Origin of the sequence: Bifidobacterium pseudocatenulatum DSM 20438 = JCM 1200 = LMG 10505, from assembly GCF_001025215.1 — a bacterium.
Classification (GTDB): domain Bacteria; phylum Actinomycetota; class Actinomycetes; order Actinomycetales; family Bifidobacteriaceae; genus Bifidobacterium; species Bifidobacterium pseudocatenulatum.
Genome location: NZ_AP012330.1, coordinates 287,101 through 313,774, shown reverse-complemented (window position 1 = coordinate 313,774; position 26,674 = coordinate 287,101). Strand labels below are relative to the sequence as shown.

Genomic DNA, 26,674 nt, shown 5'->3' with positions numbered 1-26,674 from the left:
CTCCCCAACGTCCCAAATCCTCCAGTCAGTGGAAGAATTGGGACGCAAACGGGCAAAATGTTTTCAACATGTTCTCAAAAAGGCTTATTGAGTGGACTACAATGACCAAGAACTGGCGGAATTCCGCCGTTTTCTGAAAGTGCGCGAGATGGGACTTGAACCCACACGTCAAAGACACAGGAACCTAAATCCTGCGCGTCTACCAATTCCGCCACTCGCGCAAGTAGCCATATCGGGGCGAAACGCTCCTGATACGCGAAACCCTAGATGCTTTCACATCTAGGGCGCTGGAGCCACTTGACAGAATCGAACTGTCGACCTGCTCATTACGAGTGAGCCGCTCTACCGACTGAGCTAAAGTGGCAATGCCCGGAAGCACACGCCATCCGCGCACAAGACACAAAGCGTACCAGAAAGTCTCACCCCACGCAAATCCGCGTCGCGCCAAGCATGGCCGAAACCCCCTAAAGCTAGTGGCGCAGGAGTTTGTGGGCCAAATCGCTCACGCCGTAGCGCAGCTTGCTCACCGGAAGCGTGAATTCGCCCGGCAGTTCCTCAACGTAGCCGTTGAAGCCCTGCTTGAACTCGAGCACGCCGCGTCCATCGTCTTCCGGATCGTCGAACACTCCCGAAATGCCATAGAAGTTGTACCGCGTCACTCCGCGTTCCAAGCAACGCGACATCATCTCATGCTGTAAGGCGGTGGGCGCGTAGAACTTGGCGTAACGATCGTCGGATCCGCTGGAGAAATACACCAGCTCGCGTTCATGCCACATGAACAGACCTACGGCGACCGGCACCACCTCGCCATCACGAGCGATGCGCTCGTTCGCATCCTCAATGCGGCGACGTGCGGACTCCACATTCTTCTGAGCCGTATCGAGCTTCTTGCGCACATCATCCGGGTACTTCGTATGCTCAAGCGAACGCTCCCAGCGTTCCACGTCTTTCGAGAACTTCGCCAGCTTTTCCTCCCAGGATTGCAAATAGCGGTCAAGATGCACTTCCGCCACCATGAACTCGGCCTTGTCTCCAAACGCATCATATACGCGTTCGAAGTAATCAAGGCTACGGTTGGCGAAATGCTGGCGTTCGCTACTCAGCTCGCAAATATCGTGGAACACGTTCAGCTCACTGCGATTCAGGCGTCGAACCTCCACGCCGCTGTTCCGCGCGATCTTGACGTTACGACGCGTGTTCTTCGCATACGAAGCGAGCAGCTCGCCGGCGTTCGAGAACTCTCTCAAGTCCTTGACGTAATTCCAACGGTTCATCAGGGCATCGTATCCACGGGTAAAGCCAGCATGCTTCCAACCCAGCCGCTCGTACTCCCGCACCATCTCATCATTGGGTTCGGCCATGGCCTTGCCTTGCGAATCACGAACGCAATACACCTGGTTGGGCCAGCACGTCAGGCTGATGGCGTGAACCCGTTCGGCAGCCTCGCGCAAACCTTCGGTCAACGCGGTCATCTGCTCTCTGTTATTCCCATTGCACAACGGGCCAAGCCATAACGAGCCTTCCACGCCGAAACGCCCTTGCGAAAAAGCCACCAACGCGCCAGCCACCGGAGCATCGTGCGAATCCACCAATCCAACGTATTGCGTTTGCATGCCGTCGGACTGAGCCAATGCCGCCATTTCGGAAGTCTGCTGGAATCCGCCGTATCTGCTCGCGGCGGAAAGCTCATCAAACTCACTACCGCTCAGCTCGCGCACATTCCATTCAGACGATTCTTGCTCTTGTTCCTCACTCGCATTCACTTCGCGCATCACGATCCGTAACTACCTTTCACTATCCCAACTGGCTAAAATCCCTTTTCACCAAAAGCGATAACCTAGTCCGGCCTACAGTCGCCGTCAACAGCGTTCACATAACCCTCGCGCACCTATAAGCCCCCACCCAGAATCCTCCAAGCGGAAGGTGAGCTAATAGCTAGTGGCGCAGGAGTTCGCGGAGGGCGGTCTTGAGTTTGAAGGTCAGCGGGCGTACGGGAAGCACGAATGAGCCCATGAGTTCCTCGACGTACCCGTTGAAGCCTTGCTTGAATTCGAGTACGCCACGACCCTCATCTTCCGGATCGTCGAACACGCCGTTGATGCCGTAGAAGTTGTAGCGGGTCACACCGCGTTCCACACACAAATGCAGCATGGCATCATGTTGAATGAGCGCGGAAGCGTAGAACGGCTTGTACTTTTCCACACTGCCTGAGAACAGATACACCGTTTCACGAGCGTGTTCCACGAATAGGGATGCTGCCGCCGGAAGCACGTCACCGTCTTTGGCGTACTCGGCCGCCTCGGTCAAACGTTTTTCCGCCGCCGCCAAGTTTCGGGACTCCTCCCCTAGCTGGCGTTCCGTTTTGGTGGTCGGATGCTCGTCGTACTTGGCCTGCAGCACATCGACCTTCTTCCGCAAGGCGTCACACTTGGATTCCATGTCGGCAATGTATTCGCCGATGTGAATCTGCGCCACCATGAAGTGGGCTTTACTGCCGTAAGCTTGCTTGAACTTGCGGAAGTAGGCTTCACCGCGATATTCGAAATTACGGCGTTCGGCGGTGGCCTGCTCGATGTCGGCAAACACCTGCAGCTCGTCTTCGCCTAGCTCGCGCACATGCACGCCCATGGATGCGGCACGTTTCACGCTCCACTGTGTGCGCTTGTCATACGACTTGAGCAGTGACTTTTCGTCGGTAATGCCAGTCAGGTCTTTCAGGTAACGCCAGCGCGGCACCGCAGTGTAGCCGATGGTGAAGCCGTCATGCATGAAGCCGAGGTTTTTCAACGTTTCCACGGCATCATCAGCAGGAGCACCACCTTGGTCGGCTGGCAGTTCGCCGCCACGCGAGTCATGCAGGCAGTATGGCATTTCCGGCACGATTTCCATCTGTGCGGAACCTTTCGCCTTCGCGTGCTGCTTGAGTTGGGTCATGAAATATTCGGTCAATTCGCGATCGCGATAGTCACATAAGGGGCCGTCGTGCACCACACTGAAGGTGGAAAGGCGGCTGCGATGCGTTTCGAACAGCGCTCCCGCAACGATTGTGCCGTTTTCTTGAACGCCAAGGTATTCCACTTCGATCCCTTGGCCGGCACGCAGACGGCCTGCGGCAGAGGTCTGTTGAAAGTTGCCGTCCGCGTGATGTGCGGAAAAATCGTCAAACGCCTCCGGACTCAACGTAACCAGAGAAAATGCTCGCATGTAATCCTACCCCTTCATGCTGGTTGATTACGAGATTGATTGCCGTACGCAACCAGCATGATGGTAGCACGAGTCAAAGGACGGTGATTTCGGTAGGGATTACCGGGTCGCCCTTCATGAGGCTTTGCGCGCCGATCGGCAGTTCGGCCAGCGCCTGGGCGCGGTAATTATGCGCGTTGACGATGGCTTCGTGGCCCTGATAATCGGAGTTGATTTCGCCGTTGCTCACGTAGCCGACCAGCAGATCCTTCCAGCCTTCTTCCGGCTGATAGGCGGCCAGCTGCTCTTCGGAGCCGGAAATCACATGTTCGCAGTCGGCCAGCGCATACTCGTACGAACGGAAGGCGAGCTTGCGGCCCGGAACCGTGGCCTTGTCTTTCGACTTCTTGGCCACCGGCTGCATGTCACCAGCGGAATTCTCGCGTTCAGTCAGCTTGTACACCATCGCACAGGTCGGAGCGCCCGATCCGGTGACGAGCATGGTGCCCACGCCATACGAATCGACCGGCGCGGTCTGCAGCGAAGCGAGCGCATACTCGTCCAAATCGTTGGTAACGGTGATCTTCGTGTTGGTAGCGCCCAACGCATCCAGCTGGTTGCGCACGCGCTGCGCCAACGACGCCAGATCGCCGGAATCGATGCGCACGCCGCCCAATTCTGGTCCGGCCACGTCAACAGCTGTCTTCACGGCCTCTTCAATGTTGTACGTGTCAACCAACAGTGTGGTGTTCTTGCCGAGCGCGGCAATCTGCGATTCAAACGCGCTGCGCTCATCATCATGCACCAGCGTGAAGCAGTGCGCGGCCGTGCCGATGGCATTCAAGCCATACATTTGCGCGGCCAGCAGATTGGCCGTGCCCTTGAATCCGCCCACTACCGCAGCACGGGCAGCGGCAACGGCGGCCCACTCGTTCGTACGGCGCCCGCCCATATCCATGCACGGGCGATCCTTCGCGGCGCTGACCATGCGGGACGCGGCCGACGCGACCGCGGAATCGTAATTCAGAATGCTCAGCAACAGCGTTTCCAGCAGCGTGCACTCGCCGAACGTGCCTTCGACTTGCAGAATCGGCGAATTCGGGAAGAACATCTCACCTTCGCGATATCCCTTGATCGAACCGGAAAAATGGAAATTCTCAAGCCATTTGATAGTTTCGGGGCCCACTACTTTGCGATCTGCAAGGAATTTCAGATCATTATCGTCAAGATGGAAATTTTCAAGCGCGTCAAGAATACGACCTTGGCCGGCGGCCACCCCATAGTGGCGGCCAAGCGGCAGATGACGGGTGAAAATCTCGAATACGCACTTGCGATTGGCGGTGCCGTCCCTCAGGCACGCGTCAAGCATGGTGTATTCGTACATGTCGGTCATGAGTGCAGGTGAATAATCCAGCATTTCCAAAGCCTTTCTGACTTTTGGTGAAACTGACCATAAGTGTAGGCCTCGCCGTGGCCAAGCACAGGTTTTCGTTCCATCATACGTGCTTACATGCCTGTATTACGTGAGACAAACGTGAGATGCGCGCAAATTCGGGCACGACGCAAATTGGGATAGGCAAATTGAGGTGCAGCAAGAGGCGAGTTCAAGACGGAAAGACGGGTTTTCGGCTGGTGATACTGTTTTTTCGGAAAATACAAACGATTGTTGATCGTGTGATCAATCGAAAGCAGAGAAGTCAGCGATGGTAGCGATTAAAGACTTGTTGGGCGAAACGATGATTCGTACGGACGGACGCAAGGTGGATGAGCTGCGTCCGGTGCGCATCACCCGTCATTTCACGGATGTTCCGGAAGGATCCGTGCTTGTGGAATGCGGCAATACGCGAGTGATGTGCACGGCCACGTTCACCGCAGGCGTGCCACGTTGGCGCAAGGACTCCGGCTTGGGCTGGGTCACCGCGGAATATGCGATGCTGCCGCGAGCCACTGCAGACCGCACCGATCGTGAATCCGTGCGCGGCAAGATCGGCGGACGCACGCATGAGATCAGCCGACTGATCGGTCGCTGCCTGCGTGGCGTGGTCGACATGAAGGCACTCGGCGAAAACCAGGTGCAGATCGACTGCGACGTGCTGCAGGCCGACGGCGGCACCCGAACAGCGTCGATCACCGGCGCATATGTGGCGCTCGTGGACGCCATGCGCTGGGCCGAGAAGCACAAGCACATCAGGTCCGCCGAGCGCGTGATCAAAGACAGCGTTTCCGCCGTGTCTGTAGGCGTGATCGATGGCACACCGATGCTTGACCTGCCGTACATCGAAGACAGCAAGGCCATGACCGACATGAACGTGGCCATGACCGGTTCCGGCGAATTCATTGAAATTCAGGGCACTGCCGAACACCGCCCGTTCAACCGCGCCGAGTTGAACGCGCTGCTTGACCTGGCGGAAAAGGGCAACAAGGAACTGCAGGCCGCACAGCAGTCCGCGCTCGCACAGGACTGAAGGCTGCAAGTCGGACGTAAGCCGACCGCAGGCTGGCCTCGCAAACCAATCGTAGGTTAGGCAAGTCAGGGCACGTCAAACGCACGTCAGGCAAGCCGACATCAACGAAGCAACGAACAGCAACGAAAGGAATCGGAACGTGAGAATCATCGTCGCAACGCATAACGAGGGCAAACTCGTTGAAATCAACCGCATTCTGGAAGATTGCCTGGGTGTGGACGCAGATCAGGTGGAGCTGGTGTCGGCCGGTTCGCTGAATCTGCCGGATCCGGTGGAAGATGGCGTGACCTTCCAAGAGAACGCGCTGCTCAAGGCCCGTGATGTGGCCGCACGTACGGGCTGCCCGGCAATCGCCGACGATTCCGGTCTGATTGTGGACGTGATGGGCAATGCCCCCGGCATTCTTTCCGCACGTTGGGCGGGCAAGCATGGCGATGACAAAGCCAACAACGCGCTGCTGCTCGCGCAGATCGCCGACATTCCGGATGCCAAGCGTACCGCGCGTTTCCGTTGCGCGGCCGCGCTGGTGGTGCCGCAAACCGAAGCAGGCGCAGGCGCCGATGGTCGTTATGCGATCGCTCAGGAAATCGTGGAAACCGGCGAAATGCCGGGCGTGCTGCTGCATGAGCCTCATGGCGAGCATGGCTTCGGCTACGACCCGCTGTTCGTGCCCGACGATCAGCCGGCGCGTGCCGTCGAAGCCGGCGAGAAGCTCACGTCCGCGCAGATGGAACCGGCCGAAAAGAACGCCATCTCCCATCGCGGCAAGGCGTTGCGCGCCCTGCTGCCATCCGTGGCCACTCTGCTGAAGTAGGGCTGAAACGAGTCGCAGCAGTCTCTATTAGACGTTCTGCTAGGTGTTCTAAAGGTGTGGAACCGTAGTTTGCGGTTCCACACCTTTTATTTTCCGCTTTTTCGCCAACTGGGCGTCACCGCCCTTCGCCAACCAGTCTTCACTGATCTTCGTCAGTCCACCGAACTTCACTGATCGTCGGCGCGAAAATCCTTGCCATCATAATTCGCCCAATCCGGGTATGGCGCCCCCGTTTCGATGCTGTGCTGAATATCGCGATACAAGTGCAGTTTGCGCAACACATGCATGTACGCCTCTTCCAGCGCGGCCCGCTGTTTCAAAATCGCTTGATGCCGCGATTCCAACAATTCCAGCATGTCCGCAATGTGCGCACGCTCGTCTTTTTCGTATGCGAAGAAGCGTTTGAGTTCATCGATGCTCATGCCCGCATGTTTGAAGCAGGCGATCGCCTCGAGCCGCCCGATATGCGAGTCGGTGTACACGCGTCGCCCCGCATCGTCGCGCTCCACGTCGCACAGCAGCCCCTGATCCTCGTAATAGCGCAAGGTTGACGTCTGCACATGGAATCGTTGCGCGACTTCACGAATCGTATATGTTGCCATTCCCCTTCTCATTTCTACGATTTTCTAGGTTTTTCTAGCGATTTTGCGATTCCTTGCGATTGTCAATCATCGGAAAACACACTATCGACGATACTTGCATTCAAGTTTACTTGAAGTGCGACGATAGTATCGTCGACAAACTTACGACATGCGCCAACTCAAACAACACAGCGCACAGCGGAATACGCAGAGTTTTCAAGGAGGAACCATGCTTGAACCGACCACCGTCTACACGCCGTCACCCGCTCGATACGATTCCATGACCTACAATCATGTGGGCGAGAGCGGCCTGAAACTTCCAGCGGTTTCGCTCGGCTTTTGGCATAATTTCGGCGATATCACGCCGTACGCCACTATGCGTGACATCGTGTTCACCGCATTCGACAACGGCATCACACATTTCGATCTCGCCAACAATTACGGTCCCGAGCCGGGCAGTGCGGAAAAGAACTGCGGCCGTCTGCTGCGCGAATATTTCCATCATCATCGCGACGAACTGATCATCAGCACCAAAGCCGGCTACGAAATGTGGCTCGGCCCCTACGGTGATCTCGGCAGCCGCAAATATCTACTCGCCTCGCTCGACCAAAGCCTCGAACGCCTCGGTCTCGACTATGTCGACATTTTCTACCATCACCACATGGATTCCTCCACGCCGCTCGAAGAAACCATGGGCGCGTTGGCAACCGCCGTGCAAAGCGGCAAGGCACTCTACGTGGGCCTGAGCAATTACGATGGTCCGACGCTGGAAAAGGCCACCGCGATCCTCGATGAGCTGCATGTGCCGTTCATCATCAACCAGAACCGTTACAGCATTTTCGACCGCACCGTGGAACGCAACGGATTGAAGAAAACCGCCAAAAAGCTTGGCAAAGGTCTTATCACGTTCTCGCCGCTCGAACAGGGTCTGCTCACGAACCGCTATCTCAACGGCGTGCCCGCAGACAGCCGCATCGCGCACGACGGCCGCTTCCTCAAAGAAAGCGCGTTGACGCCGGAACGCCTGCAGCAGATCCGCGACCTGAACGATCTTGCCGCCGAACGCGGGCAGACGCTTGCCGAAATGGCGCTCGCCTGGCTGCTGCACGACGGTTACGTGACCTCCGTGCTTGTCGGCGCTTCCCGCCCGCAGCAGCTGCTCGACAATATCGGCGCGTTGAAGAACACCACGTTCAGCGATGAGGAATTGCGTCGCATCGACGAAATTTCGTTGCGCTAAACGCGGATATATCAGCAGATATAAGACGCAACAACAATAAAAAATCTGCCGAGATGGTCTCTATATCGAAATTATTTTTCGATGATTGAGATTGTCTCGGCAGATTTTTTATATGTAATCACTTTCGGCAATCTTCAGAAATTTCAACGAAATTCCAAGATCACCATACGATGAAAGAGATAAAAAACGATTAGAAATTGGAATTCATCATTTCGTCGTAGATACGCTTGCAATCCGGACATACCGGGAACTGCGAAGGATCACGCTTCGGCACCCACACCTTGCCGCACAACGCCACCACCGGTCGGCCGGTGCGACGGGACTCGGCAATGCGATCGCGCGACACATAATGGGCGAAACGATCCGCATCGCCGTTGCCGCCATCATCAAGCTTCGTCTCCTCTTCGGGGCGTTCCAGCACCGCAGTGCCGGTACCCGCGTCGGGATTGGAAAGCGGCGAGACCGGGTCGGCCTCGTCAATGAAGCCGTCGCGATCATCGAATATCGAACATGCCATAATCAACTCCTCAAATACGCCGCAACCGCGGCACCACTGCCTCCATCATAGCCATGAAAACCCACATATTCGCCGACACTTCGCGTAATTTCACGCAATCGCGGTACGCTTGAGGCTATGACAATTGCAGTTTGCCCCGGGTCGTACGACCCAGTGACCGCCGGACATTTGGACGTCATCGAACGTTGCGCGCGTTTTTTCGATGAAGTGCATGTCGTAGTGGCGGTGAACGCGGCGAAAACACCGATGTTTTCCGAAGAGACCCGCGTTGAGATTATCCGTAAGGCGCTTGAAGAGCGGAATTGCCGCAATATCAAGGTTGCTTCAACAACCGGACTGATTACCGACTATTGCAAGAAGGTCGGTGCGACGGTTATCGTGAAGGGGCTTCGGCAGAATGGCGATTATGAAGCCGAGTTGGGTATGGCGCTGGTCAATCGCAAGCTTGCCGACGTGGAAACGCTGTTTTTGCCGGCGGCGCCCGATTTGGAACATATCTCCAGTTCGATCGTGAAAGATGTGGCACGTCACGGCGGCGATGTGACCGGCATGGTGCCTGATTGCGTGATTCCGCTACTCGGAGAAGCGCTCAATAATGAAAAGAGGGCATGATGGGTGAAGAAACGAATGCGTACGATCCGGCCGGCAGCCAGTTTGACGACGACGTGACCGCCGAACGCCCGACCGATCGGGCGGCCCAATCCGGTCAGAAGGCACAAGCCACGGCACGCGCCGCCGAGCCGGTCAAACCGTTGATTTCCATGTCTGATCTGCCGGATTTACGCAACACGTTCAATCCCAACGCGCCGCTGGACGATTCCAACGATTTGAGCCGCGACGAATTCACCACCGTGTACGACATTATCGACAAACTCGAATCGGCATTGGACGAAGCGAAACCGATACTGTTCTTCCCCGGCAGCGTGCGCGTCGACCGCGACGAATTCACCGAACAGCTCGACCAGTTGAAGAAAATGATGCCGGTGCAGCTGGAACGCGCCTCGGCGTTGATGCGTGAGTCGGAACGACGTTTGGAAAGCGCGCAAACGCAAGCCAACGCCATCGTCGCTTCGGCGCAATCGCGTGCGGCAGACACGATACGTGAGGCCAACGAGCAGGCGCAATTCCTCGCCGGGCAGGAAAACGTGACCGAACTGGCTCGGCAGAAGGCGCGTGCTATTCTCGACCAAGCGCAAGCCAGGGCCGACCATCTCACGCAGGGAGCTGACAAATACTGCACCACGGTGATGGAAACGCTGCAACAGCAGCTCGGCAAGCTTGGCAACGACGTGCAGGCGGGATTGAACGTACTGTATGATCGCCAGCGCGAAGCAAGCACGCATGTGCCGCATCTTGACGCAAACGACTATCCGGAAAGCTGAATGGAAGGCTGAACATGGCACGTATCGAAGATTCCCCGTGGGCGATTTCCGTGGCGCAAGTCGCCTCGCGAGCCGGGCAAAGCAAGGAGATCGACGCAACGTTCCCCGCACCGAGCGGCATCGGCGATGAGATCGTCGGCGTTGAGGAGGGTGCGGATGTGACCGTTGTCGGCTCGTTCGACTCCATTGTCGACGGCCTGATTTTCAACGCCCGCATCAGTGCCCCCGTGCACGCCGAATGCACCCGCTGTCTGAAACCGATCAAGCGCGATTGGACGGTGAACGTCACTTCGTTCTTCCCATATGAAGACAAGTCCGCAAGCGTTGCGTCCGGCAAGGGCGGCAAAAACGGCAAGGGCGGCGTCAAGGAAGAGGAAGTCGACATTATCGCCGGCGAAGACGAGTCGGAGGATTCGTATCCGCTGCTTGAAGGCGGATCCTGGGCCGATATTGAGACGCTTCTGCGCGACACGTTGGTCGAGGAACTGCCGTTGCAGCCGCTGTGCAAGCCTGATTGCTTGGGATTGTGCTCTCAGTGCGGCGCCGATCTGAACGAGGATCCGGACCATCATCACGATGTGACCGATATTCGTTTCGCCGCTTTGGAAGGCTTGAAGGCCCGGCTGGAAGGCAACGAGTAAGGTTCATCCGGGTGCTGGCAGGGCTGATTTTGCTTGGGTTTTGCAATTTGTACGGAGCACAAGTTAAGATACTGAACGCTTAAGCTCAATCGTTCGAACGAAACAGAGGAAACACAATGGCACTGCCTAAGTACAAGACCTCGCGCGCGAATACTCATTCTCGCCGCGCAAACTGGAAGGCCAAGGCCGCCCAGACCGTTACCTGCCCGAACTGTGGCGCTCCGGCGCTGCCGCACATGGCCTGCCCGAGCTGCGGCGCCTACCGCGGCCGCGTGTACCGCGAGGCTGTCCGCTCCATCCACACCAAGTGAGTGGCTGCCGAGTAACGGCATGAAGCATTGAAACCCTGCCATCGACGGGTGGCAGGGTTTTGTATATTTCAGGCTGCGCACTTGGCCATATGCATTCGTATGCACCCGACCATCTCACCTCGCATCCGCCAAGTATCGCATCCACCTAGTATCCGCGCATTTCCCTGCATTTCCGCCTCGACATGGGTGGAGAGTAGACTGAACGGGATCGTTGTTTGCATAGCAATCGGCCAGATTCGCTGGCTTGTTGCCACGTACGCAACGTCCCGAACAGCGCGGCGAGCTTCGCCGTCGCATACCCACTACGAAACCGAGGACGATTATGACCCAGAACAACGCCGACGCATCCGCCGTTTCCGAAGGCGAGATGACCGCCAACGCACTGCTTGAAGCGCTCGGCACCACGCTCGAACCCGACCTGCTGGTCGAAGCGCTCACCCACCGCTCCTTCTCGCACGAGAATCCGGGCGCAAAAAACTACGAACGTTTGGAATTCCTTGGCGACGCCGTGCTTGAGCTCGTCTCCACGGAAACCCTGTACAAGGCACACCCCGACATGAACGAGGGGCAGCTTGCGAAAATGCGCGCGAAAGCCGTTTCCGAGGAATCCTTGAGCAAAATCGCTCGCGAAAAGCTCAATGCAGGCCCGTACATTCTGCTCGGTCATGGCGAAAGCGATCAGGGCGGCGCTGATAAAAGCTCGATTCTGTGCGATATCGTCGAATCGTTGATCGGTGCGACGTTCATTCAGCATGGCATTGACGAGGCACGTCGCGTTGTGCATCATCTTGTTGACGAAACGCTTGCGGAAGTCGCGACGGAAGGCCCAGCTCTCGATTGGAAAACCTCGCTTACCGTCAAAGCGCATGGCATGGGCTTCGGCGAACCGCGCTACCAGATGTCGGTTTCCGGTCCGGAATATGCGCAAGTGTTCACTGCGAACGTCATGCTGGGCGAAAGCGACGAAATCATCAGCACCGGCACAGGCACCAGCAAACGCAAGGCGCAACTCGCCGCAGCCGAAGAAGGTTGGAAGGCACTGGACAATCGCAAGCCTGAAGCACAAAACGTCCGTAAGCATCGCAAACATCATCACAAGCACAGCGGCAACGAAAGTAACGGCAGCAACGGCGAAAACACCAGTAAGTAGTCGCAGGTAGATAAAAAGCAGCTACGAATCCGCCCTCTCATACCGCCGCGGAACGCAATACGCCAGAATATGGCACGAATCCGGCATATTCTCCTGTCAGCCGATAGCATAGACTGATTACTAGCGAAGGATTGCGATTCGCAAGTCGCCACAAGCGATTGCGCCGCTTTCCGATGATGGGGTTCGGCTGATTGCGTGCACCGAAACGCGGCAGCATACCCCTGTAAGAAAGTTCCACGAGCGAATATGAGAGGGAACATGGTGTTACCTACGCCCCTGCAGGCATTCAGCGGCATGCCCAAGGCAGCCGCAACCACTGAAAAGCAGACCATTGTTGACGGCGAGAAGATGACCGGCGCCGAAGCGCTGGTACGTTCGCTGGAAGATCTGGGCGTCAAGGATGTTTTCGGCGTTCCAGGCGGCGCGATTCTGCCGGTATACGATGCAATCAATGATGAAACCAGCTTCCGTTTTGTGCTGATGCGCCACGAACAGGCCGCAGGTCATGCGGCTGAAGGCTATGCCGTATCGACCGGTCAGGTCGGCGTGTGCATCGTCACGTCCGGCCCGGGCGCCACGAACATGATCACCCCGATCGCCGACGCGAACATGGATTCCGTGCCGATGGTGGTCATCACCGGCCAGGTCGGCGTGAACGCCATTGGCACCGACGCCTTCCAGGAAGCCGATATCGTCGGCGCAACCTACCCGGTGGTCAAGCACTCCTATCTGGTCACGCGTGCGCAGGACATTCCGCGTGTGCTGGCTGAAGCGCACTATGTGGCACGTTCCGGCCGCCCTGGTCCGGTGGTGGTCGACGTCACCAAAACCGCGCAGACCGGCGATATGTACTATTCGTGGCCGCAGCGCATGATTCTGCCCGGCTACAATCCCACCACGAAGGCGCACGGCCGTGTGCTTTCCGACGCTGCGAAGCTGTTCGAGCAGTCGTACCGTCCGGTGCTGTATGTGGGCGGCGGCGCGGCACGTTCCGATGCCGGCAAGCTCGTGCAGGAGCTGGCGGAAGTCACGAACGCTCCGATCGTCACCACGCTGCCCGCACGCGGTGTTGTGCCTGATTCCGATCCGAAGGTGCTTGGCATGCTTGGCATGCATGGCACGATTGCCGCTACCGGTGCCGTGCAGCGTTGCGATCTGCTTGTTGCGATCGGCGCTCGTTTCGACGATCGTGTAACCGGCAAGCTTGACGCTTTCGCTCCGGGTGCGCGTGTGATTCACATTGATATCGATCCGGCGGAAATCGGCAAGAACCGTCAGCCGGATGTGCCGATCGTTGGCGATGTGGCAACCGTGCTGAAGGATCTCATTCCGGAAATCAAGCGCGAGCAGGCCGTGCATGGCAAGCCTGACACTTCGCATTGGTGGGAGATCATCAACGATTGGCGTGAAAAGTACCCGATCAAGTGGGACGAGCCGACCGATGGTTCGCTCGCTCCGCAGTGGGTCATCAAGCAGCTTTCCGACCTGGCTGATTCTGACACGATTTGGGTTACCGGTGTGGGCCAGCATCAGATGTGGGCCACGCAGCTCATCGATTTCGAGAAGCCGCATTCTTGGCTGAGCTCCGGCGGCCTTGGCACCATGGGTTACGGACTGCCGGCCGCCATCGGCGCTCGTGTCGGTTCCGAACGTTTCCATGAGGGCGAGAAGCCGGTGTGGCTGATTGACGGTGACGGTTCCTTCCAGATGACGTCTGAAGAGCTGGCGACCGCGTTCCACGATCACACGCCAGTCAAGATCGCGCTGCTGAACAATTCCGTGTATGGCATGGTTCGTCAGTGGCAGACCCTGTTCTACGGCGAGCATTATTCCGCCACCAATCTGATGGATGGAGAGAATACGCCGGAAATCGTGGATGTTCCTGATTTCGTGAAGCTTGCCGAAGCGTACGGTTGCATCGGCATGCGTGCGTTCACGGAAGAAGAAGCCATTGAGGCGATCAAGAAGGCCAACGAAATCAACGATCGCCCGGTGCTTATCGACTTCCGCGTGTGGAAGGACGCTATGGTGTGGCCGATGGTCGCAGCTGGCGATTCCAACGACAATGTCACCTATATGCCCGGAATCAAGCCGCTGCAGCGCCCGAAGGCCGCTGCCGACAACGAGTAAACGAGCAAACGAGTAAGTAGTAAGGAAGGGTCTACCAATGTATCCTGCATCTCAGCCGGGTTCCAAGCGCCATACGCTTTCCGTGCTCGTAGAGAACCGTCCGGGCGTGCTGGCGCGTATTGCCGGCCTGTTCGCCCGTCGTGCGTTCAACATCAACTCGCTGTCCGTCTCCCCCACCGAGCGTCCTGACATTTCGCGTGTCACGGTGACCGCCGATGTGGATGAGGTGCCGCTCGAGCAGATCATCAAGCAGCTCAACAAGCTGCTGCATGTGTTGAAAATCGTGGATTTGGATCCGAACACCACTGTGGAGCGCGAACTGGTGCTTATCAAGGTAACTGCCGACGAATCCAACCGTTCCGACGTGCTTGAGATCGTGCGTCTGTTCCGCGTGCGCGTGGTCGATGTGAATCCGGAATCGCTGACCATCGAAGCCACCGGTGCCGAAGGCAAGATTGATGCGCTGCTGGGGCTTTTGGAGCATTACGGCATTATCGAGCTGGTTCGTTCCGGCGCGGTCGCAGTGACGCGCGGTCCGAAGGCCTTGAGCGAAAAGGTGCTCGGCTCCGAAATCACCGGTCGCTGATCCAATCAGCCTAATCCCAAACCTACAGGGCTTTCCCGTTTCAACGCGGGAAAGCCCTTTTTGTTGTCAGATCTGCGATATTCAGAAAATATCTGATCATTGGAGTCATGCCAGCTGCAGTAGCATCTTTTGCGCAAAACAACAGTCTCATAGACGTTCGCCAGGCGCAAGAAGATATCAAACAAGGTTCATCGAGCGCTTAATAATGTGTTGGCAGAGGAAAGTTATCACCTTCACCAAGGATTAGTTTTCGGCCCCGGCAACATCGAAACCAACCACAATATTACCTACTACCCCATCTACCTACTGAGCCAGTTTTGCAACAACTAGCCCAGTAGCATTCATTGTGATGTCACAAACTATGATGATGGCAGGACGACAGGGAGCATTATGACTGAAATTATTCATGATGGGGTTCCTTTACTTCATATACGGAAACAACAAGATCCGTATTGCCGATATTGATAATGGACAATGAGGTGGCATCTGGGAAATTCTTCGCCGGGAGAGAGATCGTTTCTATTCCGTTAGATGTACAGGCCTCCCTAGTGGTTAGGGTGTGTGGCTGTCCATCTTTGTAGAGAACAAACGAATAAGGAGCCTGCTCCTTCTGCTTACACATGGAGATGACATAATACATATTGCTGTCATCAACTGTTTTTGTAAATGAAATAGCATCATCGCCATGTACGGATTTCGCACCCAACTTGTTTACTAGAACCAGTTTGCCCGAGCTATTGAGATCATCGACGGCGACACGATCCAGAGCGTCCACAGTAAATGCTTTATATGCCTGTTTTGCGGCATCATCATGCTCGCTGCCGCTCTGTACGGAGCCATCACCGAAACTTTCATGTGCAGCTTTCGTGCAGCCAACGCATGACCACAACAACAAGCTGGACAACAAGCAACAGGCGCTTCTTCGCATCACTTGATTCATAAGGCACCTCCATTGGTCTCTCCGACAAGAACAGCTAAGGTTTCCTGCAATAACAAGAATATGACATTGGCACATGGAATGCCACGCATCGCTGTCGCACGAATGGCCAACATTCACCGGAAACGCTGGAGGAGCTGCGCCGCCGCCACAACATGCACACCCTGTCCGGTAATTGACGCGGGCGATACGAATGCTACTCGAGCTGTTCGGAGAGTTCCATCCATTCGAGTTCAAGTTCTTCGGACTCGTCGGTGACGGCTTGAAGCTGGTCGTTGAGCTTGCCTAGGCCCTCGTAGTCGCTGGGGTCGTGCGCGGCCATTTGCTGCTCAAGATCGGCTTTCTGCTCTTCGAGTTTGGCGAGTTTGCGCTCGATTGCCGATACGCGCTTGGAGGCTTCGTGAAAGGCCTTGCCGGAAAGTTTCGGCGTAGAAGGCGCGGAAGATGCGGTTTCAGCAGTCGCAGACCCACTTGCGGAGTTGCCTGCGGTGCCTTCGGTCGTGGAACCGGCAGTCCCAGCGGAACCGCCCCTCTTGCCTTTGCCGGCACCTGCCTTTTCGTCCGCAAACGGATTCTTGCCGTTCTTGATGGCCTCAGTCATGTCCAGATAATCCTGCACGCCACCGGGCAGGTGGCGCACCTTGCCGCCGATCAGCGCGAACTGCTGATCGGTGACGCGTTCGAGCAGATACCGGTCATGGGAGACGACGATCAGAGTTCCCGGCCAAGTGTCGAGCAGATCCTCCATCACGGCGAGCATGTCGGTGTCGAGATCATTGCCGGGCTCATCCATGATGAGCACGTTCGGCTCGTCCAGTAGGATCAGCAGCAACTGCATACGACGCTTCTGACCACCCGATAGGTCCTTGATCGGCGTCATCAGCTGCGCCGACTCGAATCCGAGACGCTCCATCATCTGCCCCGGCGTGGTTTCCTTGCCGTCCACGATATAGCTCGGCTTGTAACGGCTCAGCACTTCCTTGATCTTGTATTTACCGAGCTTCTCCAATTCGTCGAGACGCTGTGAAAGCACCGCGAATTTCACGGTTTTGCCGATATTCACATGACCTACAGTGGGGGTGATCGTGCCGTCAAGAATCTTCAATAACGTCGATTTTCCGGCACCGTTCGCGCCGACGATGCCGAAACGATCGCCCGGCCCAATCAGCCATGTCACGTCGTCAAGAATCTTACGACCGGTAACAGTAATTTTTTGCGCTGCAGAAGTAATTTCTTCTGCAGAATCATCAGTATTATTTTCTTGCGATTCCTGAATTTCTTGCGATTCTTTCGCAGCTGCAGCAACTTGCGCCGCTGCAACACCGGCATCCACCAATCGCGGATCAGTCAGATCGTCGACGGCAACTTCCACGGAACCATGCACTTGCGGCTCGGCATACATGGCCGGCACCACATCGACGCGCGATGCCGACGCTTCCATGTCGGCAACGTCAGGATCGATATCGGCCTCGCCTTGCACATGTTCGAAAATCTGCGTCACGTCGATCAGGTCAACCACCTGCTTGCCCAAGCGGGATGTGGCCATTTGCTTCAATTCCAGCGTATTGCGCACCGGAGGCACGTCGGCGATGAGCTCACGCGCGGCCTTCACATGGAATTTCTGCTTGGTGGAACGGGCGCGGGCACCGCGGGTAAGCCAGGCAAGTTCCTTACGAGCCAGATTGCGACGTTTCGTTTCACGCACGTCGGCTTGGCGATCGCGTTCCACGCGCTGCAGCATGTATGCGGAATAGCCGCCTTCAAACGGCTCGATTTCGCCGTCATGCACCTCCCACATGGATTCGCACACTTCGTCGAGGAACCAACGGTCATGGGTGACGAGCAGCAGCGCGCCGGATCCGGCCGGCCAACGGTTCTTCAAATGTTCCGCCAGCCAGTGAATGGTCACCACATCCAAATGGTTTGTAGGCTCGTCGAGTGCGAGAATATCCCAATCCTTGAGCAACAGGCGTGCCAAATCGGCGCGGCGACGCTGACCGCCGGAAAGCGAACCGATTTTCGCTTCCAAGCTGATGCCGCCAAGCAATGCTTCGACGATTTCGCGCGACTTGGTTTCCGCAGCCCATTCGTAGTCTTCACGGCCTTCGAGCGCAGCTTCGCGCACGGTGGCGTTGTCGTCGAGCGGGTCACGCTGGTCGAGCATGCCGAGCGTAAGCCCGCCGCGAATGGTCACGCGACCGGAGTCCGGCTCCTGCGTGCCTTTGAACAAATGCAGCAACGTGGACTTGCCGTCGCCGTTCTTACCGACGATGCCGATGCGGTCGCCTTCAAAAACACCCTGCGTTACATCGTTGAAAATATTCTTGGTCGCAAAAGCAAGCGAAACGTGTTCAAGTCCCAAATCATAAGTCGGCATAAGTCACCAATGTAGCGGGAACATCTCCCAAACCTGCAGGCAATGCCGCAACTTGCGAATCGCCACCAGCGCTACGCAGCAATCGGAGCCGCACGCAACTCGGCGATCAGCCCTGCTGCGACTGAGCCAAATTCTGCCCATACGAATTACAACGAGCGGCAAAACTCGAAAACACCTGATCCGCAAGCGGCTGCAACTGCGGATTATATTCGGCGAACGCCTCGCGCAACTGCGATTTCGACCCGCCGGCAGCCTTGAGATCCTTGACCATGCTTGACTCGTCAAGCCACTCCTCCAACAGAGTAGGGGTAACCTCCAAGTGGAACTGCATGCCCAGAGCGGAACCAAAACGGAACGCCTGCACCTTGGTCTTCGCGGATCGTGCCAATGGCTGCGCGCCCTCCGGCAACGACACCACGTCGTTATGCCAGTGCAGCACATCCACGGTTTTGTTCCACATCGAGAAATAATCATGCTTGTCGATGCATTTAATCGGCGCAAAACCGATTTCCGGAGCATCTCCCGACTTCAGCTTCGCCCCCAGCGCGGTGGCGATGATCTGATGTCCCAGGCACACGCCCAACACCGGCTTGCCAACGCTGACCGCAGCCCGCGCGAGCTTGGCCTCGGCCTTTAATCCCGGATACTTGTCGTAGTCGAGCGCACCCATCGGGCCGCCCATGATCACCACGCCGGAAACCTCGCCAAAATCAGGCAAATCCGGTTTCTTCTGCTTGGCGACATTGATGATTTGATACTGCAGTCCCAAATCATCCAGACTGTCTAAAATGCGTCCCGGTCTCTCCCACGGAACGTGTTGCAAAATCAGCACCTGCGATTGCGTCATACGTTCTATTGTTGCATCACCTACGTAAACGATGTTCACAAATCCAACAAAAACCGTTTTGCCGTTCATTTTCATCTCGCATGCATGTCCGATTCTGGCAATACTCTCGTGGTTATGACGAACACGCAAGAACCGCAGAATATCAACATTTCTAGCGCCGCAACCGCAGTTGACGCAGTGGCGAGCGCCGCTGCCGATCTGAAGCTGTACGACACCGCATCGCACGCCGTGTCGAATTTCACGCCGATCAAGCCTGGTCAGGTCGGCATGTACGTGTGTGGCGCCACCGTGCAGAGCTCGCCGCATATCGGCCATATTCGTGCGGCTGTCGCGTTTGACGTGGTGCGTCGCTGGTTCGAGCGTTTGGGCTACAAGGTCACGTTCGTGCGCAATGTCACCGATATCGACGACAAGATTCTCGATAAGGCTGCGGCCGCCGGTCAGCAGTGGTGGGAGCGTGCGTACATTTACGAGCGTGAATTCACTGAGGCTTACAACACGTTGGGTGTTGAGCCTCCTACATATGAGCCGCGTGCGACCGGCCACATGATCGACATGATCGATCTGATCAAGCAGATCATCGACAACGGCCACGGCTACGTGGTGACTGACGAGAACGGCAATCCGACCGGCAACGTGTATTTCGACGTTGCCAGCTGGCCTCATTATGGCGAGTTGACGCATCAGAAGCAGACCGCTGTGGCTGATGCCGCTTCCGAAGTGGCCGATGCCATGGGTCCGTCGGTCGACAATACGGGCAACGACAAATACAATCCGGTTGATCCTGCGGACATGTCGGAAGACAAGCATGATCCGCGTGATTTCGCATTGTGGAAGGCTCCGAAGGATTCCGATCCGCTTGACGCGCGTTGGAATACTCCGTTCGGCACGGGTCGCCCGGGTTGGCATATTGAATGCTCGGCGATGAGCCACCGCTATTTGAAGGATATGTTCGACATTCATGGCGGCGGGCTGGACTTGCGTTTCCCGCACCATGAGAACGAAATGGCGCAGACTCGTGCCGCCGGTTACGATTCGGCGGCTCGTTGGATGCATTCCGCATGGGTTACCGCCAAGGGTGAGAAGATGTCGAAGTCGCTGGGCAACGGCTTGTCCGTGCCGGCGGTTTTGGCGGAAAATTCCGCTTGGGTGGTACGTTACGCGCTTGGTTCCGTGCAGTATCGTTCCATGTTGGAATGGTCGGATCAGACGTTGACCGAGGCTCAGTCCGCGTACGATCGTGTGTCGAATTTCATCGAACGTGCCGGTGCCGCCGTTGGCGGGCAGCCGTCCCGTGAGGAGATCGTTTCGGTTTCCGCCGATGAGCTGCCGGCTGATTTCGTCGCCGCAATGAATGACGATATTAATGTTTCCGGCGCCTCCGCTGCGATTTTCACGGCGATTCGTTCTGGCAACACGTTGCTTTCGAAGCTTGCCGATCGTGTTGATTCGGATGTTGCGAAGGATGAAGTTCGCGCTGTTTTGGTGAATGTGCGTGCGATGCTCGATACGCTTGGTTTGGATCCGTTGGCGGAACCGTGGGTAAGCGAGGGTGCGGCCGGCGGCACCGCCGGAGCCGGTGCCGATTCCGCTGAGCATACTGCGCTTGACCGTTTGGTTTCCGAACAGTTGGAGGAGCGTGCCGAAGCCCGCAAGGCCAAGGATTTCGCCCGCGCCGACGCCATTCGTGATGCCTTGGGCGCAGCCGGAATCGCCATCGAAGACACTCCCCAGGGTCCCACCTGGACCCTCAAATAATCCGCAGCGCTCTTAATAAGCAATAATCCCGTCTTCTCCTATTGGAAGAGACGGGATTGTCATTTCTCATGCAAATAGCATCAAGCATCTCACCGAATATCAACCGAACATCATCAACACCATTAATTGGAATGCGAAATTTCCCGCGGGACGGCTAGACTGAGGGACATTATGGCAGCATTTAGTTCTTTGACAGATAGGCTCTCGAATGCGTTCAAGCATCTGAAGAGCAAAGGCAAGCTTTCCGAGGCTGATATCGATGGTACGATCCGCGAAATCCGCCGCGCGCTGCTCGACGCCGACGTGGCGCTCGACGTGGTGCGTTCCTTCACCGGCCGAATCCGCGAGCGTGCGCTCGGCACCGAGGTTTCCCAGGCGCTGAATCCGGCCCAGCAGGTCGTGAAGATCGTCAACGAAGAGTTGACGGCCGTGCTTGGCGCTGGCGTTGACCGACCGCTGAATTTTGCGAAGAATCCGCCGACCGTCATCATGCTCGCCGGTCTTCAGGGTGCTGGTAAAACCACCCTCGCAGGCAAACTCGGCTACTGGCTGAAGGATTCCGGCCACACTCCGCTGTTGGTCGCGGCCGATTTGCAGCGTCCGAACGCAGTGACGCAGCTGCAGGTGGTTGGCGAACGTGCAGGCGTGCCCGTGTACGCTCCGGAAAAGGGCGTGCAGTCCGACGGTGGCGAAGCCGTTGCTTCCCCGGGTCTGACCACCGGCGATCCGGTGAAGGTGGCGCGTGACGCTGTTGCGCTGGCCAAGCAGAAGCTGTACGACACGGTCATCATCGATACCGCAGGCCGTCTCGGCGTTGACGAAGAGCTGATGAAGCAGGCTCGCGATATTCGCGACGCCGTGCAGCCGAACGAAATCCTGTTCGTAATCGACGCGATGATCGGTCAGGATGCCGTGCAGACGGCGAAGGCGTTCGATGAGGGCGTGGACTTCACCGGCGTGGTGCTTTCGAAGCTTGATGGCGACGCCCGTGGCGGTGCCGCGCTTTCGGTCGCCTCCGTTACCGGCAAGCCGATTCTGTTCGCTTCCACTGGCGAAGGTCTGAAGGATTTCGAGGTTTTCCACCCGGATCGTATGGCTTCCCGCATTCTCGATATGGGCGATATTCTTACCCTGATCGAGCAGGCGCAGAAGCAGTTCGATGAGGAAGAGGCTCGTAAGGCCGCCATCAAGATTTCCGATGGTTCCTTTGGTTTGGATGATTTCCTCGATCAGCTGCAGCAGGTGCGCAAGCTTGGTCCGATGAAGAATCTGCTTGGCATGATTCCGGGTATGGCCGCGCATCGTAAAGAACTTGAGCAGTTCGACGAGAGGGAAATCGATCGTACTGAGGCCATTATTCGTTCGATGACTCCTGCGGAACGTCGTGATCCTTCGATTATTGACGGTTCTCGTCGAGCTCGTATCGCTTACGGTTCCGGCGTGACCGTTTCGCAGGTGAACGCGCTGTTGCAGCGTTTCGAGCAGGCCGCGAAGATGATGAAGCGTATGAGCAACAAGGCCGGCGCTGGCATGCCTGGCTTTGGCGGCCCTGCCATGGGCGGGGGCAAAGGCAAGGGTAAAGGCAAGAAGGGCAAGAAGAAGGGCGGTAAGTCCGGCAATCCGATGAAGCGCGAGGCTGAAGAGAAGGCATTGCGCGACAAGCTTGCCGGCAAGAACTCCGACGGTAAGTCTTCCGGCGGTTCCGCTTTTGCCAAGAAGCCGCAGAATCCTGCACTTCCCGCCGGATTGCAAGACTTGATGGGCGATGCCGGTGAGCTGCCGCCGAACTTTGGCGGCGGACTGTCCGGCTTGCTGCACTAAAGCAAGCGACGCGAAAACGGTAACGTATAAAAAGGGGATGTGATTCAAGACGAATCGCATCCCCTTTTTGCGTACTCCAATCAGCTGTTTTCAGCTGAATCGACTACCTTATAATCGCCATCAACTACTTCAACGTCAACGTGGCAGCAAGCGCAAGATGATCGCTACCTTCAACGCAGAACGAACTCACGTCGGAAGCGTCCAATCCCTTGGTGAAAAGCACATGGTCGAGAATGATGCGCGGCCACGGCAGCCATGATGGGAACGTGGCATGACGGCCCTTCGCCTCGCACAAGGCCGCATCCTTGAAGCCCGCATTCAGCAGCTTGCGGAAGCTTGGATGATCGGTACCGGAATTCAAATCACCCAACACAACGGTGATGTCGCCCTGCTTCTGAGTGGTCGCCAACTCCCCCAAACCGATGATGCCGGCGGACCATTCCCTGCATCCGCGCATCGGAGACTTCGGATGTGCCGAAACAAACGTGATGCCGCGCATCGAATCGATCGGGAAGCACACGCCCGGCACGTCGGCCGCGGGAATCACCGCAGTGACCGGAGACATGTCGCTTGGTTCAATACGAATCCACACACCGTTGAATCCGCCATTGTCCGTTCCCTTGCTCTCCCCCAACTGACGGTACGGAAGCAAATCAGACAATCCCGAAGCGTCCAATTGCGCAACCAGATCGTCCGTCAATTCCTGCAATGCAAGTACTGCAATATCATGTTTTTTGACCGCACTGACGATTGCCGCAGCGTTGGCGCGACCAAATCGGCAGTTCAGCGTCATCACACGGAAACGGCCATGTTTCGCGGATTCCGTAACAGCTTCATTGCCTGTTTCACGAGATGTTTCACGCTTTTCCGCAAGTTTTTCGGCAACCCTCTGCGCAGTATTGGGAGAATTAAGATTTTCCATCCAATATGCGATTTTGCGCAGCAGCGACGCAAGACAGACCACCGCAGCGACTCCCCCGAGAGCCGACTCATGCAACGCGAAACCGGCGACGGCGATCACAAGCGTCGGAATCCACAGCAACGGAATCAACGCAATCAAGTACGGCAGCGGCAAATGGCCATCCCAACCAGCCGGCATCTCGCCAAGCGCAATCCATACAACGCAAATAATCAACGCAATCCAAAGCGCGATAATCATTCAGGCAACTCCCCCTATGCAAACCGTTCACTCCGAACGGACATACGCAAACTCGGAACCTCCAAGTGTAGCCAGCCTGCCTGATTCCGACGATTCCGCCATGTAGACCCACGCAAACATCTCACGAATGCCAGCAAATGTCCGATTCTGCCGATTCGGTCATTCAAGGCATCACATTCGCCGCATAATTGACCGTTTCCGCAGAATCAGACAAACGACTTCCCGGTTTTGCACGGATTCGGAAAGTCGCATAGAGCGGGAAACATCCTAAGACCCATCCGTCCGTACCCCACGGTTATACTTGGTAAGTTATTCGCGCGCGCGAGGCCCTCTAACTATCGCGTGACGTGAGGAACATGTGGGTTTCGGATTCCGTGCCCCACACAGAAAACGAAACGCACACCCCTAGTTATACAAGGAGAGCCATTTTGGCAACCAAGATTCGTCTGAAGCGCATGGGTAAGAAGTTCTACGCGTTCTACCGCGTGGTGATCATGGATTCCCGTACCAAGCGTGATGGCCGCGCCATCGAAGAGATCGGTACCTACAATCCGAACACCCAGCCTTCGACCATCGTTATCGATTCCGAGCGCGCTCAGTACTGGCTCGGCGTTGGCGCTCAGCCGACCGAGCAGGTGCTGAACCTGCTGAAGATCACCGGTGACTGGCAGAAGTTCAAGGGCCTTGACGGTGCTGAAGGCACCCTGAAGACCGTTGAGGCCGGCCCGGATGCCGCCGCTCGCGTTGAGGCCGTTGAGGCTCAGGCTCAGAAGCTGAAGGCTGCAAAGTCCGAAGCTGACGCCAAGGCCAAGGCTGAAGCCGAAGCCGCCGCTACCGAGGAAGCTCCGGCTGAAGAGCCGGCTGCGGAAGCTGAGTGATCATGCTCGCCCAGGCTGTGGAACATCTGATTAAGAACATCGTCGATTTTCCCGACGACGTTTCGGTGAAGTCCCATGAGAACGCGCGTGGCGAACTCATTCGCGTGCGCGTCAACCCGGAAGACATCGGTCGCGTCATCGGACGCAGCGGACGCACGGCAAATGCGATTCGTGCCGTGGTGCAGGCACTGTCCGACCACAAGGTGCGCGTCGACATCATGGACGTGCGCAGGTGAGATCCTAGCGTGGTGCGTGATATGCATTCTGACGACCCTCAACAGCCCGAGCTGCTGAGGGTCTGTCGTATCGGGCGTGCGCAGGGGCTCAAAGGCGAAGTCACCGTGCAGATCTTTACGGACGAACCGGAATACCGGTTCGCTCCCGGTGCTGTGTTGTACACGAAAGACGGCGAAGAAGAGTATGTGGTGGAGAACTCCCGTACCTTCAAAAACCGTTGGATTATCAAGTTCGAAGGCATTGACAACCGCGACCAGTCCGAAGCAGCCAACGGCATTGTGCTGTATGGCGAGGCGGACGATCCGGAAGACATGCTTGAAGCCGACGAGTGGTATCCGAAAGACCTCATCGGTCTTGAGGCGCGACTGGCTGAAGACAATATGCTTGGTCTCGAACCGGGCGTGGTGGTCGGCAAAGTCGTTGACGTGATAGAAGTGGCCCAATGGCTGCTGAAGATTCGTCTCGCCAATCCGGTGAAGGATGCCGACGGCGTTGTGGTTGAGAACAGCGCGCTTGTGCCATTCGTGGACGAGCTCGTGCCGGACATCGACCTCGAAGAGGGCTATCTGACCCTCGATCCGCCTGGAGGTCTTATTCCGGGACTGTGATCGTTTGCGATCCTGCGTAAGCATTCATGATTACGCGCTTTCGATCACATATCCATTCAAGTGGGCATTGGAATCCAGTGCCCACTTTTTATGTTTCCTGCCACTTGGCAGGCATCCCGGTATTCTGAACATTATGAAGATCGATATCGTGTCTGTTTTCCCGGAATATTTTGAAGTGCTGAACCTCAGTCTGCTCGGCAAAGCGCAGTCGAAAGGGCTTGTGGAGGTTACCGCGCACAATCTGCGCGACTGGACGCACGACGTACATCATTCCGTCGACGACACTCCTGTCGGCGGTGGCGCAGGCATGGTGATGAAGCCGGAAGTGTGGAGCGAATGCCTCGACGAGCTGCTGCAGCTTGAGCCTGCGGTAATCGAAAATACGGAAAATATTGAGGATTCTGCGGATTCCTTCGATACTGGCGATTCTTGCGATACTGCAGATTCCGACACTGCACAATCTTCCGCAGGTCCTGTGCTGATTTTTCCGAATCCTTCCGCCCCGCTGTTCACACAACAGGATGCGACGGAACTGAGCCATGCCGATCATCTGCTGTTCGGCTGCGGCCGTTACGAAGGGTATGACGCGCGCATTCCGCAGTATTACCGCGCGCAAGGCATTGACGTGCGCGAATATTCGATCGGCGATTACGTGTTGAACGGCGGCGAGGTCGCAGTGTCGGTCATGTTGGAGGCGATCACGCGGCTGCTGCCCGGTTTTATGGGCAATGCCGCTTCGATTGTTGAGGAATCGTATACGGGCGAGAACGCGCTGTTGGAGCACCGACAGTACACGAAGCCCGCGGAATGGCGTGGCATCAAGGTTCCGGACGTGCTGCTTTCCGGCAATCATGCGAAAGTGGATCGTTTCCGCCGCGATGAGGCGCTCGAGAAAACCAATGAGTTGCGTCCCGACCTGATCGAAGCGTTGGATTGCGCCAAGCTCGACAAGGCCGATCGCAAGACCTTGATGGCGCTCGGTTGGGAGGTTTCCGCCGCCCATCCGCGCAAACGCTAGCTTTTAAACGCTTGTTTTTACGCGGAATAATCGC

General features: G+C 56.7%; 24 protein-coding genes, 2 tRNA genes and 2 pseudogenes. 16 read left to right on the top strand and 12 right to left on the bottom strand.

Annotated features, from left to right (window positions below; translation table 11 throughout):
- Positions 1 to 140: 140 nt before the first annotated feature.
- The 5 genes from BBPC_RS01205 to BBPC_RS01185 form a co-directional block, all read right to left on the bottom strand.
- Positions 141 to 221: transfer RNA gene (locus tag BBPC_RS01205), tRNA-Leu, on the bottom strand.
- Between the two features lie 67 nt (positions 222 to 288).
- Positions 289 to 364: transfer RNA gene (locus BBPC_RS01200), tRNA-Thr, on the bottom strand.
- Positions 365 to 470: 106 nt separating this feature from the next.
- A complete protein-coding gene (locus tag BBPC_RS01195; RefSeq protein WP_004220141.1) occupies positions 471 to 1,772 on the bottom strand; it encodes an aminoacyltransferase in 1,302 nt (433 codons plus the stop codon).
- Between the two features lie 163 nt (positions 1,773 to 1,935).
- On the bottom strand, positions 1,936 to 3,204 hold the full coding sequence (locus tag BBPC_RS01190) for an aminoacyltransferase (protein WP_004220142.1): 1,269 nt from the start codon (positions 3,202 to 3,204) through the stop codon (positions 1,936 to 1,938).
- A 73-nt stretch (positions 3,205 to 3,277) separates the two neighbouring features.
- Positions 3,278 to 4,600 carry a nicotinate phosphoribosyltransferase gene (locus BBPC_RS01185; RefSeq protein WP_004220143.1) on the bottom strand — a complete coding sequence of 441 codons (1,323 nt, stop codon included), beginning with the start codon at positions 4,598 to 4,600 and terminating at the stop codon, positions 3,278 to 3,280.
- A gap of 286 nt (positions 4,601 to 4,886) precedes the next feature.
- On the opposite strand from BBPC_RS01185, the gene rph reads away from it, so the two are divergent.
- Together rph and BBPC_RS01175 are read left to right on the top strand one after the other, a co-directional pair.
- Positions 4,887 to 5,648, top strand: coding sequence for a ribonuclease PH (gene rph, locus BBPC_RS01180; protein WP_004220147.1), 762 nt, complete (start codon positions 4,887 to 4,889; stop codon positions 5,646 to 5,648).
- 139 nt (positions 5,649 to 5,787) lie between these two features.
- Positions 5,788 to 6,462, top strand: coding sequence for a non-canonical purine NTP pyrophosphatase (locus BBPC_RS01175; RefSeq protein ID WP_004220149.1), 675 nt, complete (start codon positions 5,788 to 5,790; stop codon positions 6,460 to 6,462).
- A 167-nt stretch (positions 6,463 to 6,629) separates the two neighbouring features.
- On the opposite strand, the gene BBPC_RS01170 is transcribed toward BBPC_RS01175, so the two are convergent.
- Positions 6,630 to 7,064, bottom strand: coding sequence for a MerR family transcriptional regulator (locus BBPC_RS01170; RefSeq protein WP_004220153.1), 435 nt, complete (start codon positions 7,062 to 7,064; stop codon positions 6,630 to 6,632).
- 208 nt (positions 7,065 to 7,272) lie between these two features.
- Here BBPC_RS01170 and BBPC_RS01165 point away from each other — a divergent pair, with 208 nt between their 5' ends.
- Positions 7,273 to 8,283 carry an aldo/keto reductase gene (locus BBPC_RS01165; protein ID WP_033524196.1) on the top strand — a complete coding sequence of 337 codons (1,011 nt, stop codon included), beginning with the start codon at positions 7,273 to 7,275 and terminating at the stop codon, positions 8,281 to 8,283.
- Between the two features lie 190 nt (positions 8,284 to 8,473).
- On the opposite strand, the gene BBPC_RS01160 is transcribed toward BBPC_RS01165, so the two are convergent.
- Positions 8,474 to 8,800 (bottom strand): DUF3039 domain-containing protein, encoded by a 327-nt coding sequence (locus BBPC_RS01160; protein ID WP_004220156.1) that lies wholly within the window; start codon positions 8,798 to 8,800, stop codon positions 8,474 to 8,476.
- Positions 8,801 to 8,917: 117 nt separating this feature from the next.
- On the opposite strand from BBPC_RS01160, the gene coaD reads away from it, so the two are divergent.
- The 7 genes from coaD to ilvN all read left to right on the top strand — a co-directional run bounded on the left by coaD (position 8,918) and on the right by ilvN (position 15,000).
- Entirely contained in the window at positions 8,918 to 9,412 is a 495-nt protein-coding gene (coaD, locus tag BBPC_RS01155; RefSeq protein ID WP_004220158.1) for a pantetheine-phosphate adenylyltransferase, read from the top strand.
- Positions 9,409 to 10,182, top strand: a complete 774-nt coding sequence (locus tag BBPC_RS01150) for an ATP synthase subunit B family protein (RefSeq protein WP_004220160.1) — start codon at positions 9,409 to 9,411, stop codon at positions 10,180 to 10,182. Before coaD ends, BBPC_RS01150 begins: the two co-directional genes overlap by 4 nt.
- Before the next feature lie 14 nt (positions 10,183 to 10,196).
- Positions 10,197 to 10,823 (top strand): YceD family protein, encoded by a 627-nt coding sequence (locus BBPC_RS01145; protein WP_004220163.1) that lies wholly within the window; start codon positions 10,197 to 10,199, stop codon positions 10,821 to 10,823.
- 116 nt (positions 10,824 to 10,939) lie between these two features.
- Positions 10,940 to 11,134, top strand: a complete 195-nt coding sequence (gene rpmF, locus BBPC_RS01140; RefSeq protein WP_004220165.1) for a 50S ribosomal protein L32 — start codon at positions 10,940 to 10,942, stop codon at positions 11,132 to 11,134.
- Between the two features lie 322 nt (positions 11,135 to 11,456).
- On the top strand, positions 11,457 to 12,284 hold the full coding sequence (gene rnc / locus BBPC_RS01135) for a ribonuclease III (RefSeq protein ID WP_004220167.1): 828 nt from the start codon (positions 11,457 to 11,459) through the stop codon (positions 12,282 to 12,284).
- Positions 12,285 to 12,542: 258 nt separating this feature from the next.
- Positions 12,543 to 14,414, top strand: coding sequence for an acetolactate synthase large subunit (locus BBPC_RS01130; RefSeq protein ID WP_095279229.1), 1,872 nt, complete (start codon positions 12,543 to 12,545; stop codon positions 14,412 to 14,414).
- A 37-nt stretch (positions 14,415 to 14,451) separates the two neighbouring features.
- Positions 14,452 to 15,000, top strand: coding sequence for an acetolactate synthase small subunit (gene ilvN / locus BBPC_RS01125; protein WP_004220173.1), 549 nt, complete (start codon positions 14,452 to 14,454; stop codon positions 14,998 to 15,000).
- A 400-nt stretch (positions 15,001 to 15,400) separates the two neighbouring features.
- On the opposite strand, the gene BBPC_RS01120 is transcribed toward ilvN, so the two are convergent.
- The 4 genes and pseudogenes from BBPC_RS01120 to BBPC_RS01110 all read right to left on the bottom strand — a co-directional run bounded on the left by BBPC_RS01120 (position 15,401) and on the right by BBPC_RS01110 (position 19,161).
- The gene (locus tag BBPC_RS01120) at positions 15,401 to 15,940 is read right to left on the bottom strand and encodes a hypothetical protein (protein ID WP_004220175.1); all 540 of its coding nucleotides are present in this window, start codon (positions 15,938 to 15,940) and stop codon (positions 15,401 to 15,403) included.
- Positions 15,941 to 16,133: 193 nt separating this feature from the next.
- Positions 16,134 to 17,174: pseudogene (locus BBPC_RS10255) on the bottom strand (ATP-binding cassette domain-containing protein); the annotation flags it as partial.
- A 444-nt stretch (positions 17,175 to 17,618) separates the two neighbouring features.
- Positions 17,619 to 18,314 (bottom strand): annotated as a pseudogene (locus tag BBPC_RS10250) (ATP-binding cassette domain-containing protein); the annotation flags it as partial.
- 106 nt (positions 18,315 to 18,420) lie between these two features.
- Positions 18,421 to 19,161: a type 1 glutamine amidotransferase gene (locus BBPC_RS01110; RefSeq protein WP_033524240.1), complete on the bottom strand. Its 741-nt coding sequence runs from the start codon at positions 19,159 to 19,161 to the stop codon at positions 18,421 to 18,423.
- 114 nt (positions 19,162 to 19,275) lie between these two features.
- Between BBPC_RS01110 and cysS the strand changes: the two genes are divergently transcribed.
- Both cysS and ffh read left to right on the top strand, forming a co-directional pair.
- Positions 19,276 to 20,919 carry a cysteine--tRNA ligase gene (gene cysS / locus BBPC_RS01105; RefSeq protein WP_033524239.1) on the top strand — a complete coding sequence of 548 codons (1,644 nt, stop codon included), beginning with the start codon at positions 19,276 to 19,278 and terminating at the stop codon, positions 20,917 to 20,919.
- Positions 20,920 to 21,090: 171 nt separating this feature from the next.
- Entirely contained in the window at positions 21,091 to 22,740 is a 1,650-nt protein-coding gene (gene ffh / locus BBPC_RS01100) for a signal recognition particle protein (protein ID WP_004220182.1), read from the top strand.
- A gap of 124 nt (positions 22,741 to 22,864) precedes the next feature.
- Here the strand turns inward: ffh and BBPC_RS01095 are convergent, their stop codons facing one another.
- On the bottom strand, positions 22,865 to 23,899 hold the full coding sequence (locus BBPC_RS01095) for an endonuclease/exonuclease/phosphatase family protein (RefSeq protein ID WP_004220184.1): 1,035 nt from the start codon (positions 23,897 to 23,899) through the stop codon (positions 22,865 to 22,867).
- 428 nt (positions 23,900 to 24,327) lie between these two features.
- Between BBPC_RS01095 and rpsP the strand changes: the two genes are divergently transcribed.
- From rpsP to trmD, 4 genes are all read left to right on the top strand, one after another.
- The gene (gene rpsP / locus BBPC_RS01090; RefSeq protein ID WP_022244614.1) at positions 24,328 to 24,777 is read left to right on the top strand and encodes a 30S ribosomal protein S16; all 450 of its coding nucleotides are present in this window, start codon (positions 24,328 to 24,330) and stop codon (positions 24,775 to 24,777) included.
- A gap of 2 nt (positions 24,778 to 24,779) precedes the next feature.
- Positions 24,780 to 25,013, top strand: coding sequence for an RNA-binding protein (locus BBPC_RS01085; protein ID WP_022244613.1), 234 nt, complete (start codon positions 24,780 to 24,782; stop codon positions 25,011 to 25,013).
- Between the two features lie 21 nt (positions 25,014 to 25,034).
- Positions 25,035 to 25,622, top strand: a complete 588-nt coding sequence (rimM, locus tag BBPC_RS01080) for a ribosome maturation factor RimM (RefSeq protein ID WP_004220190.1) — start codon at positions 25,035 to 25,037, stop codon at positions 25,620 to 25,622.
- A gap of 133 nt (positions 25,623 to 25,755) precedes the next feature.
- The gene (gene trmD, locus BBPC_RS01075; protein ID WP_004220191.1) at positions 25,756 to 26,640 is read left to right on the top strand and encodes a tRNA (guanosine(37)-N1)-methyltransferase TrmD; all 885 of its coding nucleotides are present in this window, start codon (positions 25,756 to 25,758) and stop codon (positions 26,638 to 26,640) included.
- The last annotated feature ends 34 nt before the right edge of the window (positions 26,641 to 26,674 follow it).

Excerpts from the sequence above, each read along its gene's own strand:
- BBPC_RS01195 (WP_004220141.1), bottom strand. The coding sequence starts at position 1,772 with ATGCGCGAAGTGAATGCGAGTGAGGAACAAGAGCAAGAATCGTCTGAA.
- BBPC_RS01190 (WP_004220142.1), bottom strand. The coding sequence starts at position 3,204 with ATGCGAGCATTTTCTCTGGTTACGTTGAGTCCGGAGGCGTTTGACGAT.
- BBPC_RS01185 (WP_004220143.1), bottom strand. The coding sequence starts at position 4,600 with ATGCTGGATTATTCACCTGCACTCATGACCGACATGTACGAATACACC.
- rph (WP_004220147.1), top strand. The coding sequence starts at position 4,887 with ATGGTAGCGATTAAAGACTTGTTGGGCGAAACGATGATTCGTACGGAC.
- BBPC_RS01170 (WP_004220153.1), bottom strand. The coding sequence starts at position 7,064 with ATGGCAACATATACGATTCGTGAAGTCGCGCAACGATTCCATGTGCAG.
- BBPC_RS01165 (WP_033524196.1), top strand. The coding sequence starts at position 7,273 with ATGCTTGAACCGACCACCGTCTACACGCCGTCACCCGCTCGATACGAT.
- BBPC_RS01160 (WP_004220156.1), bottom strand. The coding sequence starts at position 8,800 with ATGGCATGTTCGATATTCGATGATCGCGACGGCTTCATTGACGAGGCC.
- coaD (WP_004220158.1), top strand. The coding sequence starts at position 8,918 with ATGACAATTGCAGTTTGCCCCGGGTCGTACGACCCAGTGACCGCCGGA.
- BBPC_RS01150 (WP_004220160.1), top strand. The coding sequence starts at position 9,409 with ATGATGGGTGAAGAAACGAATGCGTACGATCCGGCCGGCAGCCAGTTT.
- BBPC_RS01145 (WP_004220163.1), top strand. The coding sequence starts at position 10,197 with ATGGCACGTATCGAAGATTCCCCGTGGGCGATTTCCGTGGCGCAAGTC.
- rpmF (WP_004220165.1), top strand. The coding sequence starts at position 10,940 with ATGGCACTGCCTAAGTACAAGACCTCGCGCGCGAATACTCATTCTCGC.
- rnc (WP_004220167.1), top strand. The coding sequence starts at position 11,457 with ATGACCCAGAACAACGCCGACGCATCCGCCGTTTCCGAAGGCGAGATG.
- BBPC_RS01130 (WP_095279229.1), top strand. The coding sequence starts at position 12,543 with ATGGTGTTACCTACGCCCCTGCAGGCATTCAGCGGCATGCCCAAGGCA.
- ilvN (WP_004220173.1), top strand. The coding sequence starts at position 14,452 with ATGTATCCTGCATCTCAGCCGGGTTCCAAGCGCCATACGCTTTCCGTG.
- BBPC_RS01120 (WP_004220175.1), bottom strand. The coding sequence starts at position 15,940 with ATGAATCAAGTGATGCGAAGAAGCGCCTGTTGCTTGTTGTCCAGCTTG.
- BBPC_RS01110 (WP_033524240.1), bottom strand. The coding sequence starts at position 19,161 with ATGACGCAATCGCAGGTGCTGATTTTGCAACACGTTCCGTGGGAGAGA.
- cysS (WP_033524239.1), top strand. The coding sequence starts at position 19,276 with ATGACGAACACGCAAGAACCGCAGAATATCAACATTTCTAGCGCCGCA.
- ffh (WP_004220182.1), top strand. The coding sequence starts at position 21,091 with ATGGCAGCATTTAGTTCTTTGACAGATAGGCTCTCGAATGCGTTCAAG.
- BBPC_RS01095 (WP_004220184.1), bottom strand. The coding sequence starts at position 23,899 with ATGATTATCGCGCTTTGGATTGCGTTGATTATTTGCGTTGTATGGATT.
- BBPC_RS01085 (WP_022244613.1), top strand. The coding sequence starts at position 24,780 with ATGCTCGCCCAGGCTGTGGAACATCTGATTAAGAACATCGTCGATTTT.
- rimM (WP_004220190.1), top strand. The coding sequence starts at position 25,035 with ATGCATTCTGACGACCCTCAACAGCCCGAGCTGCTGAGGGTCTGTCGT.
- trmD (WP_004220191.1), top strand. The coding sequence starts at position 25,756 with ATGAAGATCGATATCGTGTCTGTTTTCCCGGAATATTTTGAAGTGCTG.